18 protein-coding genes are annotated in these 13,643 nt (G+C 62.9%); 11 read left to right on the forward strand and 7 right to left on the reverse strand.

The features are described 5' to 3' along the window. Positions 1-29: 29 nt before the first annotated feature. The 4 genes from JI744_RS08625 to JI744_RS08640 all read right to left on the reverse strand — a co-directional run bounded on the left by JI744_RS08625 (position 30) and on the right by JI744_RS08640 (position 3,930). Positions 30-1,094: an ABC transporter ATP-binding protein gene (locus tag JI744_RS08625; protein ID WP_202659615.1), complete on the reverse strand. Its 1,065-nt coding sequence runs from the start codon at positions 1,092-1,094 to the stop codon at positions 30-32. Continuing rightward, positions 1,094-1,882, reverse strand: a complete 789-nt coding sequence (locus tag JI744_RS08630) for an ABC transporter permease (protein WP_202659617.1) — start codon at positions 1,880-1,882, stop codon at positions 1,094-1,096. Before JI744_RS08630 ends, JI744_RS08625 begins: the two co-directional genes overlap by 1 nt. Then, a complete protein-coding gene (locus JI744_RS08635) occupies positions 1,879-2,748 on the reverse strand; it encodes an ABC transporter permease (RefSeq protein ID WP_236019347.1) in 870 nt (289 codons plus the stop codon). Before JI744_RS08635 ends, JI744_RS08630 begins: the two co-directional genes overlap by 4 nt. A 63-nt stretch (positions 2,749-2,811) precedes the next feature. Beyond that, positions 2,812-3,930: an ABC transporter substrate-binding protein gene (locus JI744_RS08640; protein WP_202659621.1), complete on the reverse strand. Its 1,119-nt coding sequence runs from the start codon at positions 3,928-3,930 to the stop codon at positions 2,812-2,814. 200 nt (positions 3,931-4,130) lie between these two features. Between JI744_RS08640 and JI744_RS08645 the strand changes: the two genes are divergently transcribed. Both JI744_RS08645 and queG read left to right on the forward strand, forming a co-directional pair. Beyond that, a complete protein-coding gene (locus JI744_RS08645; RefSeq protein WP_202659629.1) occupies positions 4,131-4,823 on the forward strand; it encodes a TetR family transcriptional regulator in 693 nt (230 codons plus the stop codon). Further along, positions 4,820-5,863, forward strand: a complete 1,044-nt coding sequence (queG, locus tag JI744_RS08650) for a tRNA epoxyqueuosine(34) reductase QueG (protein ID WP_202659638.1) — start codon at positions 4,820-4,822, stop codon at positions 5,861-5,863. The genes JI744_RS08645 and queG overlap by 4 nt, the downstream gene beginning before the upstream one ends. On the opposite strand, the gene JI744_RS08655 is transcribed toward queG, so the two are convergent. Next, a complete protein-coding gene (locus JI744_RS08655; RefSeq protein WP_236019348.1) occupies positions 5,826-6,266 on the reverse strand; it encodes a MarR family winged helix-turn-helix transcriptional regulator in 441 nt (146 codons plus the stop codon). The genes queG and JI744_RS08655 overlap by 38 nt on opposite strands. A 116-nt stretch (positions 6,267-6,382) precedes the next feature. Here JI744_RS08655 and JI744_RS08660 point away from each other — a divergent pair, with 116 nt between their 5' ends. Further along, the gene (locus tag JI744_RS08660; protein WP_202659640.1) at positions 6,383-6,811 is read left to right on the forward strand and encodes an organic hydroperoxide resistance protein; all 429 of its coding nucleotides are present in this window, start codon (positions 6,383-6,385) and stop codon (positions 6,809-6,811) included. Here JI744_RS08660 and JI744_RS08665 read toward each other — a convergent pair. After that, entirely contained in the window at positions 6,808-7,575 is a 768-nt protein-coding gene (locus JI744_RS08665; protein ID WP_202659642.1) for an SDR family oxidoreductase, read from the reverse strand. The genes JI744_RS08660 and JI744_RS08665 overlap by 4 nt on opposite strands. 64 nt (positions 7,576-7,639) lie before the next feature. Between JI744_RS08665 and JI744_RS08670 the strand changes: the two genes are divergently transcribed. The 3 genes from JI744_RS08670 (at position 7,640) to JI744_RS08680 (ending at position 9,320) form a co-directional block, all read left to right on the forward strand. Further along, positions 7,640-8,407: an SDR family NAD(P)-dependent oxidoreductase gene (locus JI744_RS08670; RefSeq protein WP_202659644.1), complete on the forward strand. Its 768-nt coding sequence runs from the start codon at positions 7,640-7,642 to the stop codon at positions 8,405-8,407. A gap of 119 nt (positions 8,408-8,526) precedes the next feature. Then, positions 8,527-8,709 carry a hypothetical protein gene (locus tag JI744_RS08675; protein ID WP_202659646.1) on the forward strand — a complete coding sequence of 61 codons (183 nt, stop codon included), beginning with the start codon at positions 8,527-8,529 and terminating at the stop codon, positions 8,707-8,709. A 185-nt stretch (positions 8,710-8,894) separates the two neighbouring features. After that, entirely contained in the window at positions 8,895-9,320 is a 426-nt protein-coding gene (locus JI744_RS08680) for a glyoxalase superfamily protein (protein WP_202659648.1), read from the forward strand. A 32-nt stretch (positions 9,321-9,352) separates the two neighbouring features. Here the strand turns inward: JI744_RS08680 and JI744_RS08685 are convergent, their stop codons facing one another. After that, positions 9,353-10,219 (reverse strand): branched-chain amino acid aminotransferase, encoded by an 867-nt coding sequence (locus tag JI744_RS08685; RefSeq protein ID WP_202659650.1) that lies wholly within the window; start codon positions 10,217-10,219, stop codon positions 9,353-9,355. Positions 10,220-10,358: 139 nt separating this feature from the next. On the opposite strand from JI744_RS08685, the gene JI744_RS08690 reads away from it, so the two are divergent. From JI744_RS08690 to JI744_RS08710, 5 genes are read left to right on the forward strand one after another with little or no spacing between them, the layout of a single operon-like run. Continuing rightward, the gene (locus JI744_RS08690; RefSeq protein ID WP_202659652.1) at positions 10,359-10,859 is read left to right on the forward strand and encodes a MarR family winged helix-turn-helix transcriptional regulator; all 501 of its coding nucleotides are present in this window, start codon (positions 10,359-10,361) and stop codon (positions 10,857-10,859) included. Beyond that, entirely contained in the window at positions 10,856-11,557 is a 702-nt protein-coding gene (locus tag JI744_RS08695) for a response regulator (protein ID WP_202659654.1), read from the forward strand. Before JI744_RS08690 ends, JI744_RS08695 begins: the two co-directional genes overlap by 4 nt. Positions 11,558-11,577: 20 nt before the next feature. After that, positions 11,578-12,516: a histone deacetylase family protein gene (locus JI744_RS08700; RefSeq protein WP_236019370.1), complete on the forward strand. Its 939-nt coding sequence runs from the start codon at positions 11,578-11,580 to the stop codon at positions 12,514-12,516. A 2-nt stretch (positions 12,517-12,518) separates the two neighbouring features. Further along, positions 12,519-12,770 (forward strand): exodeoxyribonuclease VII small subunit, encoded by a 252-nt coding sequence (locus JI744_RS08705; protein WP_202659658.1) that lies wholly within the window; start codon positions 12,519-12,521, stop codon positions 12,768-12,770. Beyond that, the gene (locus tag JI744_RS08710; protein ID WP_202659660.1) at positions 12,767-13,636 is read left to right on the forward strand and encodes a polyprenyl synthetase family protein; all 870 of its coding nucleotides are present in this window, start codon (positions 12,767-12,769) and stop codon (positions 13,634-13,636) included. Before JI744_RS08705 ends, JI744_RS08710 begins: the two co-directional genes overlap by 4 nt. The last annotated feature ends 7 nt before the right edge of the window (positions 13,637-13,643 follow it).

Below are 13,643 nucleotides of genomic sequence, written 5' to 3' on the forward strand. Positions count from 1 at the left end.
ACCGCCCCCCCGGCATTACGCCGGGGGGCTTACGCCGCCCGCCCGTCCAGCACGATGATGTCGCTGGCATTAACAGAAACGGTCAGGTCTTGGCCCGGCTGTGGCACCATTTGGCCCTCGCGGTTGAACCGGGCGATGATCAGGGGCATATTTCCCCCGGTCATCACCCGCAGCCGGATGATAGAGCCAAGAAACTCGCTGTCGGCGACGCGGGTGTTCAGGACCACATTGCCCTCATATCCCATGTGCAGCCCCTCTGGCCGGATCGCCAGCGAAACCGGCGTGCCGGTCGGCTGATCCAGTGTCCGGCCCAGAGCGATTGCACCTGCCGGAGTTTCAACCAGTCCAGCGGCGGCATCGGTGATCGTGCCGGGCAACAGGTTGAGCGACCCGATGAATTCGGCAACGAAGCGGCTCGCAGGGCGGTTGTAGATCTCGGAAGGTGCGCCGACCTGCTCGGCCCGCCCGCCATACATCACGACCACGCGGTCAGACATCGACATCGCCTCTTCCTGATCATGGGTCACGAACAGGGTGGTGATGCCAAGTTCGCGCTGAATGGCGCGAATTTCGCTGCGCAGGGAAATGCGGATTTTCGCATCCAGTGCGGAAAGCGGCTCGTCCAGCAGCAGAACGCGAGGGCGCGGCGCGATGGCGCGTGCCAGCGCCACGCGCTGTTGTTGGCCACCCGAAAGCTGGAACGGATAGCGCGCACCGAACCCGCCAAGACCAACCATGCCCAGCATCTCCTCCACCCGCTTTGCGGCTTCGGAACGCGGGGTGCCGGTAACCTTCAATCCGAAGGCCACGTTTTCGGCCACGGTCAGGTTGGGAAACAGCGCATAGGACTGAAACACCATGCCGATGCGGCGGCGGTTGGCGGGCAGGCCCGTCATATCCTGCCCGTCGATGGAAATCTGCCCAGAAGTCGGGCCTTCGAACCCGGCCAGCATCCGCAGCACGGTGGTCTTGCCGCAGCCCGAGGGGCCGAGAAGCGAAATGAACTCTCCCTTTTCGATGCCAAGGGAAAAATCGCGCACCACTTGCGTCGCGCCAAAGGATTTCTGGATGTTTTGCAGCGTTATGAACGACATCAGCGGCGTGCCTGCGTATGTTTTGAGAAACGGGAGAAAAGCTGGATCAGCCCCATAGAGGCCCAGGTGATAGCAAAGGCCACCACCGCCAGCGCGGCAGGTTCATAGGCCTTGTTCCCGCCCATCCAGACCATATAGGGGCCAAAGGCCGGGCGGTTCAGCAAGGCAGCAAGGACATATTCGCCGATGACGATGGCGAATGTCAGGAAGGCGCCGGACAGGATCGCCACAAGGATATTCGGCAGGATCACCTTGGCCATGATCGTGACCCATCCCGCGCCCAGCGACTGGGCCGCCTCGGTCAGCGTGCTTACGTCAATGGCGCGCAGGCCGGTGTCGATGGCTCGGTACATATAGGGCAAGGACAGCGTGGCATAGCCGCAGACCAGCAGAAAATCCGACCCCGCCGATGACCCCAGCAGTGGCAGCCAGCTAGAGGTGTTGTAAAGCCGGATATAGCCGAAGACGATGACGATGGGCGGAATGACCAGCGGCATCAGCGTCAGAAATTCGACCACCGGGCGCAGGCGCGGCAGTTTCAGCCGCACCCAGAACGCGGTGGGCGCGATGATCAGGACGCCCAGCACAATCGTTGCCATCGACAGGATGAAGGAATAGCCGATCGTTTGGTGAAACTGCGGATCGCCCAGCACATTGCGATAAGCATCCAGCGAATATTCGCCCCGCCGGGCCCGCAACGAAAATTCCAGCGTGCCGACCAGCGGCAGCAGAAAGTAAAGGCAGGCCAGCCCGAAGAACAGACCAGAGACGAGACGGCCGGATTTCATTTCTGCCACCTTTCGGCGCGGGCGCGCAGCGTGACGTAGATCAGGTTGGCAATGCCGGTGAAGAAGATCATCGCAAAGGCGACAGCATAGCCCAGATGCGGGTCTTGCAGCACATCGCCGCGGATTTGCGCAAACAGGATGATCGGCAGGATCGACAGCGACGATCCGGTCAGCGCCATGGCGGTGGCCACCGCGCCAAAGGCATTGGCAAACAGCAGCGCGAATGTACCCAGAAGCGAAGGCCACAGCACCGGCAAGGCCACCATGCGCCAGTATTGCGCGCCGCTGGCCCCAAGGCTTTCGGCGGCCTCGCGCCATTCCTTGCGCAAACCATCCAGCGCGGGGGTGATGATCAGGACCATCAGCGGAATTTGAAAATAGAGGTAGGCCAGTGCCAGACCGGGAAAACTGATCAGGTTAAAACCGGTCGCCATCAGGTTGATACCGAACCAGTCGCGCAGGATCACGGTGATCAGCCCCAGCCGCCCCAAAGTGGCGATAAAGGCAAAGGCCAAAGGCACGCCTGCAAAGTTTGAGGCGACGCCCGAAAACGTCATGGTCGCGCCGCGCAGCCAATCGGGCAACCCGCCCCGCGTAACCGCCGCCGCCAGCAGCAGCCCCAGCACGCAGCCCAAGGCCGCCGTCAGCAGGCTGAGTTTCAGCGACAACGCCAGCGCGTGCAGAATGCTGGGCGTCAGCAGGCCGCGCAGGTTCTGCAAGGTCACGGCCCCGTCGGGCGTGCGGAATGCACCCGTCACCACCTGCAAGGTCGGCAGGATCAGGAACAGCAGGGCAAAGGCCAGAAACGGAACAACGCCCAGCCAGACCAGCAGTCTGGACGCCGGGCGATCAGGGGCAAGCGGCATCGGCATATCCTGAAAAGTGGCCCCGCCACGGAGAGCAGCGTGGCGGGGCCGGTTTAGGTCAGATCACTCGGCGACCTGGGCGCCAACGACGGCATCCCACTGACCCGAAACGACTTCCTTGTTCTTCGACTGTTGTTCGACAGTCGGGAAGACGGCGCGGGTATAGGCCTCTGCCGGGGGCAGGGCGTCCAGCAGTTCCTTCGGCACTTCGCCAGCCGCAACCATCTTGTTGAAGCGCGCGGTGTGGCAATAGCCCTTGACGTAGCCGTTCTGTCCTTCGTTCGAGAAGATATGCTCCATCCACAGCTTGGCGGCATTCGGATGCGGAGCATAGGCGCTGATCGCCTGCACATAGACACCGGCCAGAACCGGGCCTTCGGGGATCACAACCTCAACCGGGGGGTTGCCCTTCAGGCTGTCACGCCACGCCAGCAGGTTATAGTCCCAGGCGGCGATGATCGGGGTCTGGCCTTGGGCCATGGTGCCCGACTTGCCGGTCACGGGCACGAAGTTGCCGGCCTTGTTCAGCTCGGCCATGAACTCCAGACCCTTCTTGCCCGACTCTTCGCCCGGCTGTGCGCCACGCGACAGGCCCGCCGACAGGATCGCCAGAATCGCCTGGTTCGAGGCGCGCGGATCGCCGGTCAGCGCGAAGGATGCGGCATAATCCGGCTTCAGCAGGTCATCCCACTTGGTGGGCAGGGTCTTGACCAGATCGGTGTTCACGCCGAACGCCATCACGCCGTAATAGGAACCGGCCCAGAAGCCATCGGCATCCTTGATGTCGGCGGAAATGTCGTCCCAGGTCGAAACCTTGTAGGGCTGGATCAGCCCCTCGTCCTTGGCTTGCGGACCGAAAGCCAGACCAACGTCGATCACGTCGGGGGCCTGTGGGCCGGTGTTGTCCTTGTTGGCGCGGATCGCCTCCAGCTCATCGGCCGAACCGGCGTCGGGGTTCAGCTCGTTGACGGTGATTTCCGGATACTTGGCTTTGAAGCTGGCGATGATCTCGCCATAGTTGCACCAGTCATGCGGCAGCGCGATGGTGGTCAGCGCGCCTTCCTTCTTGGCGGCGGCCTCGATATCGGCCAGCGTTTCGGCCGAAGCAGCGGTCGTGGCCAGAACGGATGCCAGCATGGCGATCAGGCTGGCACCAGAGGCAAGGCCCTTGAGGGTGGTCATGTGAAACTCCTGTCATGTCAACGGAACGCCGGTCCGACCCTGCCCCACACAGGTTAGGCGAAAGGTATCGCCCGGTCGGTCACGTCCTGTCGCTGGCCTAGTCGGCGGGCGTGACGGCCAAGTTTCGGATTTCTTTCAGTTTCGTGACATTCCAGCGGGTGCCCGTTTCAGCGCGCTTATCATGGCGCGGGCTTTCCTGTATGAGACTGGCACCAAAAATCGGAGTGCAGATGCACCACGCCCAGACCGCCGCCGACCTGTCCTTGCCGCGCAAGCAGCCGCGTGATGCCCGCCGTGCCCAACTGATCGAGGCCACGATCGAGGTGCTGGCGCGTCAGGGCTATGCCCGCGTGACCATGGCAGATGTGGCGCGGCGGGCGGGTCTGTCGCATGGGTTGGTGAATTTCCACTTTCACAGCAAGGAAAACCTGCTGGTCGAAACCTTGATATATCTGGCCGAGGAATATCGCCAGAACTGGACAACTGCGCTGGAGCGTGCGGGCGATGACCCGGCGGATCGGCTGCACGCCATGCTGACGGCCGATTTCAACCCCGAAATTTTTACCCCCTCGCGCATCGCTGCCTGGTGTTCCTATTGGGGAGAGGCGCAGAGCCGCCCGCTGTATCAGGAACGCTGCGGCAGCAACGATCTGGCCTATATGCAGGAACTGGAGAGCCTTTGCGCCCGCATGATCGCCCGCCACGGCTATACCGGCAATGCCGAGCGTATGGCCCGCGTGCTGCGCGTGACGGTCGAGGGGATGTGGCTGGACATGGTGACAATCCAGACCCCCTATAGCCGCGAAGAGGCGCGGGCGACGGTTCTTACCTCTGCCGCGGCCCTGTTTCCGCGCCATTTCACCGAGGCCGGGTTGATCGGTGGCTCGGTATGAGCGGCTTGCGCGCCCGTCTTTTCGCGCAAGCCCAGGCCGAGGGGTTTGCCGCCATGGGCATTTGCGCACCCGATGCGATCCCGCTGGCGCCCGAACGACTGCGGACCTTTCTGGAGGCGGGTGCCCATGGCCAGATGGGTTGGATGGCCGAGCGCGAGGGCTGGCGCGGCAACCCTGCCGCCCTGTGGCCCGAGGCGCAAAGCGTGATCATGCTGGCCGAGGTTTATACCCCGGAAACCGACCCCACCGCTGGCCTGTCGCTGACCGACCGGGGGGTGATCAGTTGCTATGCCCAAGGCAAGGATTACCACGATCTGGTCAAGCGGCGGCTCAAGCGTTTGGGCCGCTGGCTGCTGGATCAGGCAGGTGGCGAGATCAAGGTTTTCGTCGATACCGCCCCGGTGATGGAAAAGCCGCTGGCGCAGGCGGCGGGTTTGGGCTGGCAGGGCAAGCACACCAACCTGTTGTCGCGCGATCTGGGCAACTGGTTTTTCCTTGGCGCGATTTTCACCACGCTGGACCTGCCCAAGGACGCGCCCGAGGTCAGCCATTGCGGCAGTTGCATCGCCTGTCTGACGGCCTGTCCGACCAATGCCTTTCCTGCGCCCTACAAACTGGATGCCCGGCGCTGCATTTCCTATCTGACCATCGAACACAAAGGCCCGGTGGATGAGGCGCTGCGCCCTCTGATGGGCAATCGTATCTACGGCTGCGATGATTGCCTTGCCGCCTGCCCGTGGAACAAGTTTGCGGTGGCCGCGCGGGACATCGGCTATCAGCCCAAGGTCGGCTTGCCGGAGCTGGCCGATCTGGCCGCGCTGGATGATACCGCCTTCCGGGCGCGCTTTGCTGGCAGCCCGATCAAGCGGATTGGACGAGACCGAATGGTCAGGAACGTGCTTTACGCCATCGGTAATTCTGGCCAGTCCGCCTTGCGTGCCGTTGCCGCGCTCCTTCAGGCAGATGCGGACCCGACCGTGGCCGAAGCCGCAAACTGGGCCGTCAGCCGTCTTGACGCAGTTGGTCGCGCAACTCGGTGATCGCATCGCGCAAAGCTGTCAGTTGATCCAGATTCAACCCGCAGCGGTCAAAGATGCAGGCGGTGACGGCCCCTGACTTGGCCTTCAATACCCGCCCCTTTTCGGTCAGCTTGATATGCACCTGCCGTTCGTCCGCACCGTCCCGGCTGCGTGACAACAGGCCCTGCACCTCCATCCGTTTAAGCAGCGGGGTCAGGGTGTTCGACTCCAGTTGCAGCGCCCGGCCCAGGGCGCCAACCGTCTGCCCATCTTCCTGCCACAGCGACAGCAGCACCAGATATTGCGGATAGGTCACGCCCATATCGGCCAGCAACGGCGCATAGACGCGCTGCATCGCATGGTTGGCGGAATACAGCGCGAAACAGATCATGTCGGGCAGGGTGGGGGGGGCAGTTTCTGGCATCGGGCACCTCGAAGTCCAAAATAAATCGTGCGCGATTAAATCGCAAGGGCGTTGACTCGGATCTCGAGGCGGCATATTGATCGCATACGATATAATCGCAAACGATTGGAAATCCGATGTCCGTTGATCCGAAATACTGGACTGAAGCCACCGCAACCGGCGGCGGCCGCAATGGCCTGTCAAAGCTGGCGGATGGCAAGCTGACCATGACGATGGCCTCGCCCAAGGAACTGGGCGGCTCTGGTCTGGGCCACAATCCCGAAGAGTTGTTCGCGCTGGGCTATGCCGCCTGCTATCTGGGCGCGATGCGCTTTGTCGCGGGGGCCGAAAAGCTGGGCACCGTGCCAGAGGATGCCAGCGTGACGGCCAAGGTTGGCATCGGCCCGCGTGCCGAAGGGGGCTTTGGCCTTGCCGTGACATTGCAGGTTTCGCTGCCCGGTCTGCCCAAGGATGTGGCCGAAAAGATCGCCGAGCGGGGGCATTTCATCTGCCCCTATTCGCATTTTTCGCGCGGCGGCGTGAAGGTTGAAACCGAGGTTGCCTAAAGGCAGGCGGACATTCCCCCATCCACGAACAGGACCTGTCCGTTGACATAGGATGCCGCGTCTGACGCCAGAAAGATCGCGGCACCCTGCAATTCGGGCAGTTGCCCCCAGCGCCCCGCCGGGGTGCGGCGCGCAATCCAGCCGGTGAATTCCGGGTCGGCTACCAGCGCGGCATTCATCGGCGTGTCGAAATACCCCGGCGCAATGGCATTCACGCGCAGCCCCTTTGGCCCCCAATCGGTCGCCATGCCCTTGGTCAGATTGGCCACGGCCCCCTTGGTCATCGTATAGGGCGCGATGGTGGGCCGCGCCAAAGCCGTCTGGATCGAGGCGATATTGATGATCCGCCCCGCCCCTCGCCCGATCATATGGCGCGCGCAGGCTTGTCCCACATGGAAAACCGACGCGATATTGGTCTGTAACAACGCCTCGAAGTCATCCGGGTCGAAATCCTCCAGCGGCGCACGGCGCTGGATACCAGCGTTGTTCACCAGAATGTCGATCGGGCGATGGCTGGTCTCATAGCCATCCACCGCTGTCCTTGCCGCCTGATGGTCGGTCACGTCAAACGGCAGCAGGTCCACAGCCGCGCCTGTGTCCAGCAAGGTTGCTTGCGCACCGATCAGCCGATCAGCACTGCGCCCGTTCAGCACGATACGCGCCCCGGCGCTGGCAAGCCCTATCGCCAGCGACAGCCCGATTCCCTGACCCGATCCGGTAATCAGTGCGGTCTTGCCTGACAGGTCGAAAAGCGGATGTGTCATGGTCGTCTCCTGCCTTGCAGGCGGATGATAGCCGGGTAAGCTGCCAAAAACAGGGGGGATGATCATGGGTGAACGATTGAAGGGCAAGGTGGCCATCGTTTCGGGCGGTGCCACGGGCTGTGGTGCTGCGGCCGTGCGGATGTTTGCAGCCGAAGGTGCGGCGGTGGGCATCATCGACCGCAATGTCGAAGTTGGGCAGGCGCTGGCATATGAGATGGTACAGGCCGGTCACCGCGCGGTTTTCGCCGCCGCCGATGTCAGCCGCAAGGATCAGGTCGAGGCGGCTGTGGCCGCCGTTGCCGCCGCCCTTGGCTCTGTGAACGTGCTGTTCAACCACGCGGGCACCATCGTCATCAAACCCTTCCTTGAAACCGAAGAAGCCGATTGGGACATGCTGTTCGATGTGAATGTGAAGTCGATGTATCTGATGACCCGCGCCGTCCTCCCGATGATGCTGGATCAGGGCAAGGGGGCCATCGTCTGCACATCTTCTATCTCGGCGGTTTACGCCACCCCGAATGAGGTGCTGTATGACGCGACCAAAGGCGCTTGCCATATGTTCGCCCGTGCCATCGCGGTTGAATTCCGCGACCGGGGCATTCGCTGCAACGCCGTCTGCCCCGGTTTCATCGAAACCCCGCATGGCAAGCGTGAGGTCGAGCAGTTGTCGGCACTGGGTGTCGATGTCTCTGAGGCGGCGCTGAAGGCTGCGCAGGGCAGGTTTGGTCAGCCCGAAGATATTGCGCGGGCGGCGCTATATCTGGCCTCTGATGACGCTGAATTCGTCAATGGCACGCAACTGTTCGTTGATAACTGTTTCTCTGCCGTCTGATCCGGCGGGATTGCGTCGGTATTGGCCCGCGCACCGGCAGATTTCCGGTGGGGCTGCGACAAGACATTTGGGAAATGGCCGATTCGCCCCTACCTTGGACAGACAACAGGAGGATCGAGATGAAACATCTGATCGACCATCGCAAACCCGCAGGGGCCACGCGGATGCAGCACTTTCTGCGCGTGGCGCGTGACCGCAGCGAAAGCCCTTGGCGCGGGCTGTGGCAAAAACCCCATCAGCGCGGCACGTCCAATCGCAAAGCCGTGGAATTTGCCCGCATCGAGCGGGGTCGCAGCGTCTGACCGGCTTGACAGGAGGTTCGACGCCCCATAGCGAAGCGGCAGGGCTGCGGGGCCCTGCCGTCTGCGGCCTTTGGCTTTGGTGAATCCCCGCCTTGATGCAATCCGCTGAACCTTTCAGGCCGGGCGCATTGGCAATGCAGGCACCATGCAGAACACCCGGCGTCTCGAAAAGGGAACGCAGGATCATGGGACAACTTCCCACATTGGACGCAGCCAAGGCGCAGGCCCGCGCGCTGCGCACCGCACTGGAGGCCGAGGGCCGCGAGACTGGCCACAGCGAAGCGTTGGAGTTGGTCGCAAAAAGCCACGGGATGCGCGACTGGAACACGCTGCATGCCGCTATTGGCAACCGACCCGCGCCGCCGCTGGCCGTGGGTCAGATCGTCGAGGGCACCTATCTGAAGCAGCCCGTTCTGGCCGAGGTGATTGGCCTGATGCAGCTTTCAGAGGGGCGATGGGAGGTGCTGTTGCAGTTCGATCAGCCTGTCGATGTCGTCACTTTCGACAGCTTTTCGAACTACCGTAGTCGGGTCAGCAAGATCATCGGCGCGGACGGACGGTCGTTTGACGCAACTTCCGACGGAGTGCCGCATCTGGTGCTGAAATTATAAAAAGGGGGCGGGCCAACCGCCCCCTTTCCGTTTTAGCTGCGCACCAGCGCCTCGTATTCGGTGGCGATGTCGCGGGTCAGCGCGCCCACTTCGAACGTGTAATCGCCAATCTGACCCACTGGGGTAACTTCAGCGGCGGTGCCGGTCAGCCAGCATTGCTGAAAGGTTTCCAGTTCGGCGGGCATGATATGGCGTTCATGCACGGTGATGCCCTTGGCGCGCAGCATGCCGATCACGGTCTGCCGTGTGATGCCGTTCAGGATGGCGTCGGGCAGGGGGGTATGCACCTCTCCGTCCTTGACGAAGAAGATGTTGGCCCCCGTCGCCTCGGCCACATAGCCGCGATAGTCGAAGAACAGCGCATCGCTGCATCCTTTGGCCTGGGCTGCGTGTTTCGACATGGTGCAGATCATATACAGACCCGCCGCCTTGGCCGCCGTGGGAATGGTTTCAGGCGAGGGGCGCTTCCACTTGGCGATGTCAAGCTTGGCACCTTGGAACTTGGCATCGCCGTAATAGGCGCCCCAGGTCCAGCAGGCCACGGCCAGACGGACAGGATTGCCAAGGCTGGCCACGCCCATCTCATCCCCCGCCCCGCGGAAGGCGACGGCGCGCACATAGGCATCGGTCAGGCCATTGGCCTTCAGCACCGCTTCCTTCGCCGCGTTGATCTGCTCAACGGTGTAGGGGATCGGCATATCCAGCAGTTCACCCGATTTCAGCAGCCGCTGCGAATGTTCGGTCGATTTGAATATCTTGCCGTTATAGCAGCGCTCACCCTCAAAAACGGACGAGGCATAGTGCAGCGCATGGGTCAGAATGTGGACCTGCGCCTTGCGCCATTCGACCAGCTGGCCGTCCATCCAGATAAACCCGTCGCGATCGTCATAGCCAGCCATCATAGTCTCCGATATTTGCGAATGTTGCGCCTGCAATGTCTGCTTCGGACATAATATTGCGCCAAACTGCGGAATCGCTATCTTTCATGACTTGGAATGTCAACAAGGCTGACGTAAGTTCGCGTCAGTGGAGGATGGCATGGCCGAGAATTCAACCGGGGGCGAAAGCCTTCTGTTCCTGACGGATGAACAATTGCGGAAGGGCATCGAAGCGATGTTCTTTGCCTATCGCGGCTTTACCGCCGACCCGGACCGCATTCTGGAAGGCATGGATTATGGCCGCGCCCATCACCGTGCGATCCACTTCGTCCATCGCAGCCCCGGCACCACGGTAGGCAACCTGCTGGCCATTCTGGGCGTGACCAAGCAAAGCCTGAACCGCGTGTTGCGCACCCTGTTCGATGACGGTCTGGTCGAGGCGCGGGTGGGCAAGAAGGACAAGCGCGAACGCCATCTGTTCCTGACCGAAAAGGGCCGCGCATTGGAGCGCGAATTGTCTGATGCTCAACGCGCCCGGATGCGGGCCGCCTATCGCGCCGCAGGGCCGCAGGCGGTGCAGGGCTTTCGCACCGTGCTCGAGGCGATGATGGACCCGGAATTGCGACAGCAATATCAAGGGTTGAAGGAGGGGCGGCAATGACTGACCCGCAGGCCCATCTGCTGATTGTCGATGATGACGAACGCATTCGCGGGCTGTTGCAGAAATTCCTGATCCGCAGCGGCTATTTGGTGTCTGCCGCCCGCGATGCCGCACAGGCGCGTCGGTTGCTGGCGGGGCTGGAGTTCGACATGATCGTGCTGGATGTGATGATGCCGGGCGAGGATGGCATCGCCCTGACCCGCGATCTGCGCAAATCCAGTGCCGTGCCGATCCTGCTGCTGACCGCACGGGGCGAAAGCGCCAACCGGATCGAGGGGCTGGAGGCCGGGGCCGACGATTATCTGGTCAAGCCGTTTGAGCCGAAGGAACTGTTGCTGCGTGTGGGCGCCATCCTGCGTCGGATGCCGCAGGTGGCCCCGGCGCAGGCTGCGCCCAAGGTGCTGCATATGGGGGCGGTGCGCTATGACCTTGATCGCGGAGAGTTGTGGCGCGGCCAGGAAATGGTGCGCCTGACCGCGACCGAGGCCGCCCTGATGCGCGCCTTTGCCGCCCAGCCCGGCGTGCCGATCAGCCGCGACCGGCTGGTAGGCGACAGCCCGTCCGATGACAGTGCGGGCCAGGAACGCGCGGTCGATGTGCAGATCACCCGCCTGCGCCGCAAGATCGAGGATGACCCCAAGACGCCGCGCTATCTGCAAACCGTGCGCGGCGAGGGGTATATGCTGCAACCGGACTGAAGTTTGCAGCCGCCGGGGCGCTGCCCCGGACCCCGGAGTATTTCGAAAGGTGCAAATGGGTGCTGGTCTTTTCACATTCTGATTGCCTGTCACATGCTACGCCCGCAGGCCACCCCGAGCGGGCGGATCGTTTGCACGCGGTAGAGCGGGGTCTTGCTGACCTGTCCGTGACGCGGCGCGATTGCCCGATGGGGGATGAGGCGGATGTGCTGCGCTGTCATCCCCTGACCTATCTGGAGCGGGTGAAAGCGAAACTGCCCGATGAGGGTATGGCCATGCTGGACGGTGACACCTTTCTGTCGCCCGGATCATTGCGGGCCGCGATGCGCGCGGTCGGGGGCGCCTGCGCGGCGGTGGATGCGGTGCTGAGCGGCGAGGCGTCGCGCGCCTTTGTTGCCTGCCGCCCGCCGGGGCATCATGCCGAAACGGCACAGGCGATGGGGTTTTGTCTGTTCGGCACGGTTGCCATCGCGGCGAAACGGGCGCTGGACCATCACGGGCTGTCGCGCGTGGCCATCGTCGATTTTGACGTGCATCACGGCAATGGCACACAGGATCTGTTGTGGGAAGAGGGGCGCTGTCTGTTCGCCTCTTCCCACCAGATGCCGCTTTATCCGGGGTCTGGCAGCGCGGTGGAAAAGGGCGCGCATGGGCAGATTGTGAATGTGCCGCTGCGCGAAGGCTCTGGTGGTGCGGCGATGCGCGCGGCCTATCAGGCGCAGGTGTTTCCGCAGCTGGAGGCGTGGCAGCCGGAATTGCTGCTGATTTCAGCGGGGTTTGACGCCCATGCCGATGACCCTTTGGCTGGGTTGGAATGGCAGGCAGAGGATTTTGGCTGGCTGACGCGGGAATTGGTGCAGCGTTCCGGCGGGCGGGTGGTCTCGGTCTTGGAAGGCGGTTATGATCTGGATGCGTTGGCCAAAAGCGTGGCCGCCCATGTTGATGCGCTGAAGGAATGATGATGACGGACAAGCCCGCAGAAAAATCGGTTGCCGAGATGACGTTCGAAGAGGCGATGGCCGCGCTGGAATCGGTGGTGGGCCAGTTGGAGCGCGGGGATGTGGCGCTGGAACAGTCGATTGCGCTGTATGAGCGGGGGGCGGCGCTGAAGGCGCATTGCGCCGCCAAGCTGAAATCGGCCGAAGAAAAGGTTGAATTGATCCGCGTGCAGGAAGGCCGCGCCACCGGCACCACTCCGGCGGAGGGGCTGTGAGCTTTAACGCGGTTCTATCTGCCGATGCGCTGGCCATTCAGGCGCGGCTGGATGCGGCCTTGGCCGGGCTGGACGATCAGCCGGTCATCCATGCCATGCGCTATGCCGTTCAGGGCGGCAAGCGGTTGCGCGGCTTTCTGGTGCTGGAAGGCGCGCGGATGCTGGGGGTTAGCGCGGATCGCGCCATCAGCGCTGCAGCGGCGGTCGAGGCGCTGCACGCCTATTCGCTGGTGCATGACGATCTGCCCTGCATGGACAATGACGACCTGCGGCGTGGTCTGCCCACCGTTCATGTGAAATGGGATGAGGCGACGGCAGTTCTGGCGGGCGACGCCTTGCAGACGCTGGCCTTTGACTTGCTGACCGATCCGGCGCTGGGCGAGGCGCAGGTGCGGATTGCGCTGGTGGCCGGGCTGGCGCGGGCCAGCGGGGCCCAGGGCATGGTGCTGGGGCAGGCGCTGGATATTGCCGCCGAAACCGCGCCCGTGCCACTGAATCTGCCGCAGATCACCCGGTTGCAGGCGGGCAAAACCGGCGCGCTGATCGGCTTTTCGGCCAAGGCGGGGGCTGTGCTTGCCGGGGCCGATCCGGCACCTTTGCGCGCCTATGCCGATGCTTTGGGTCTGGCATTCCAGATCTGGGATGATGTGCTGGATGTCACCGGCGATGCTGCCAAGACCGGCAAGCGGGTGGGCAAGGATGCGGGGGCGGGCAAGGCCACCTTTGTCTCTCTCTTGGGACTGGACGGCGCCAAGGCGCGGGCCGCCGAACTGGTGACACAAGCCGAATCCGCTCTTTCCCTTTACGGGGCCGGGGCTGCGAACTTGATTGCAGCGGCGCGCTTCGCTATCTCGCGCGAAAGCTGAGGAGCCA

Origin of the sequence: Fuscibacter oryzae (assembly GCF_016765795.1) — a bacterium.
GTDB classification, from domain to species: domain Bacteria; phylum Pseudomonadota; class Alphaproteobacteria; order Rhodobacterales; family Rhodobacteraceae; genus Fuscibacter; species Fuscibacter oryzae.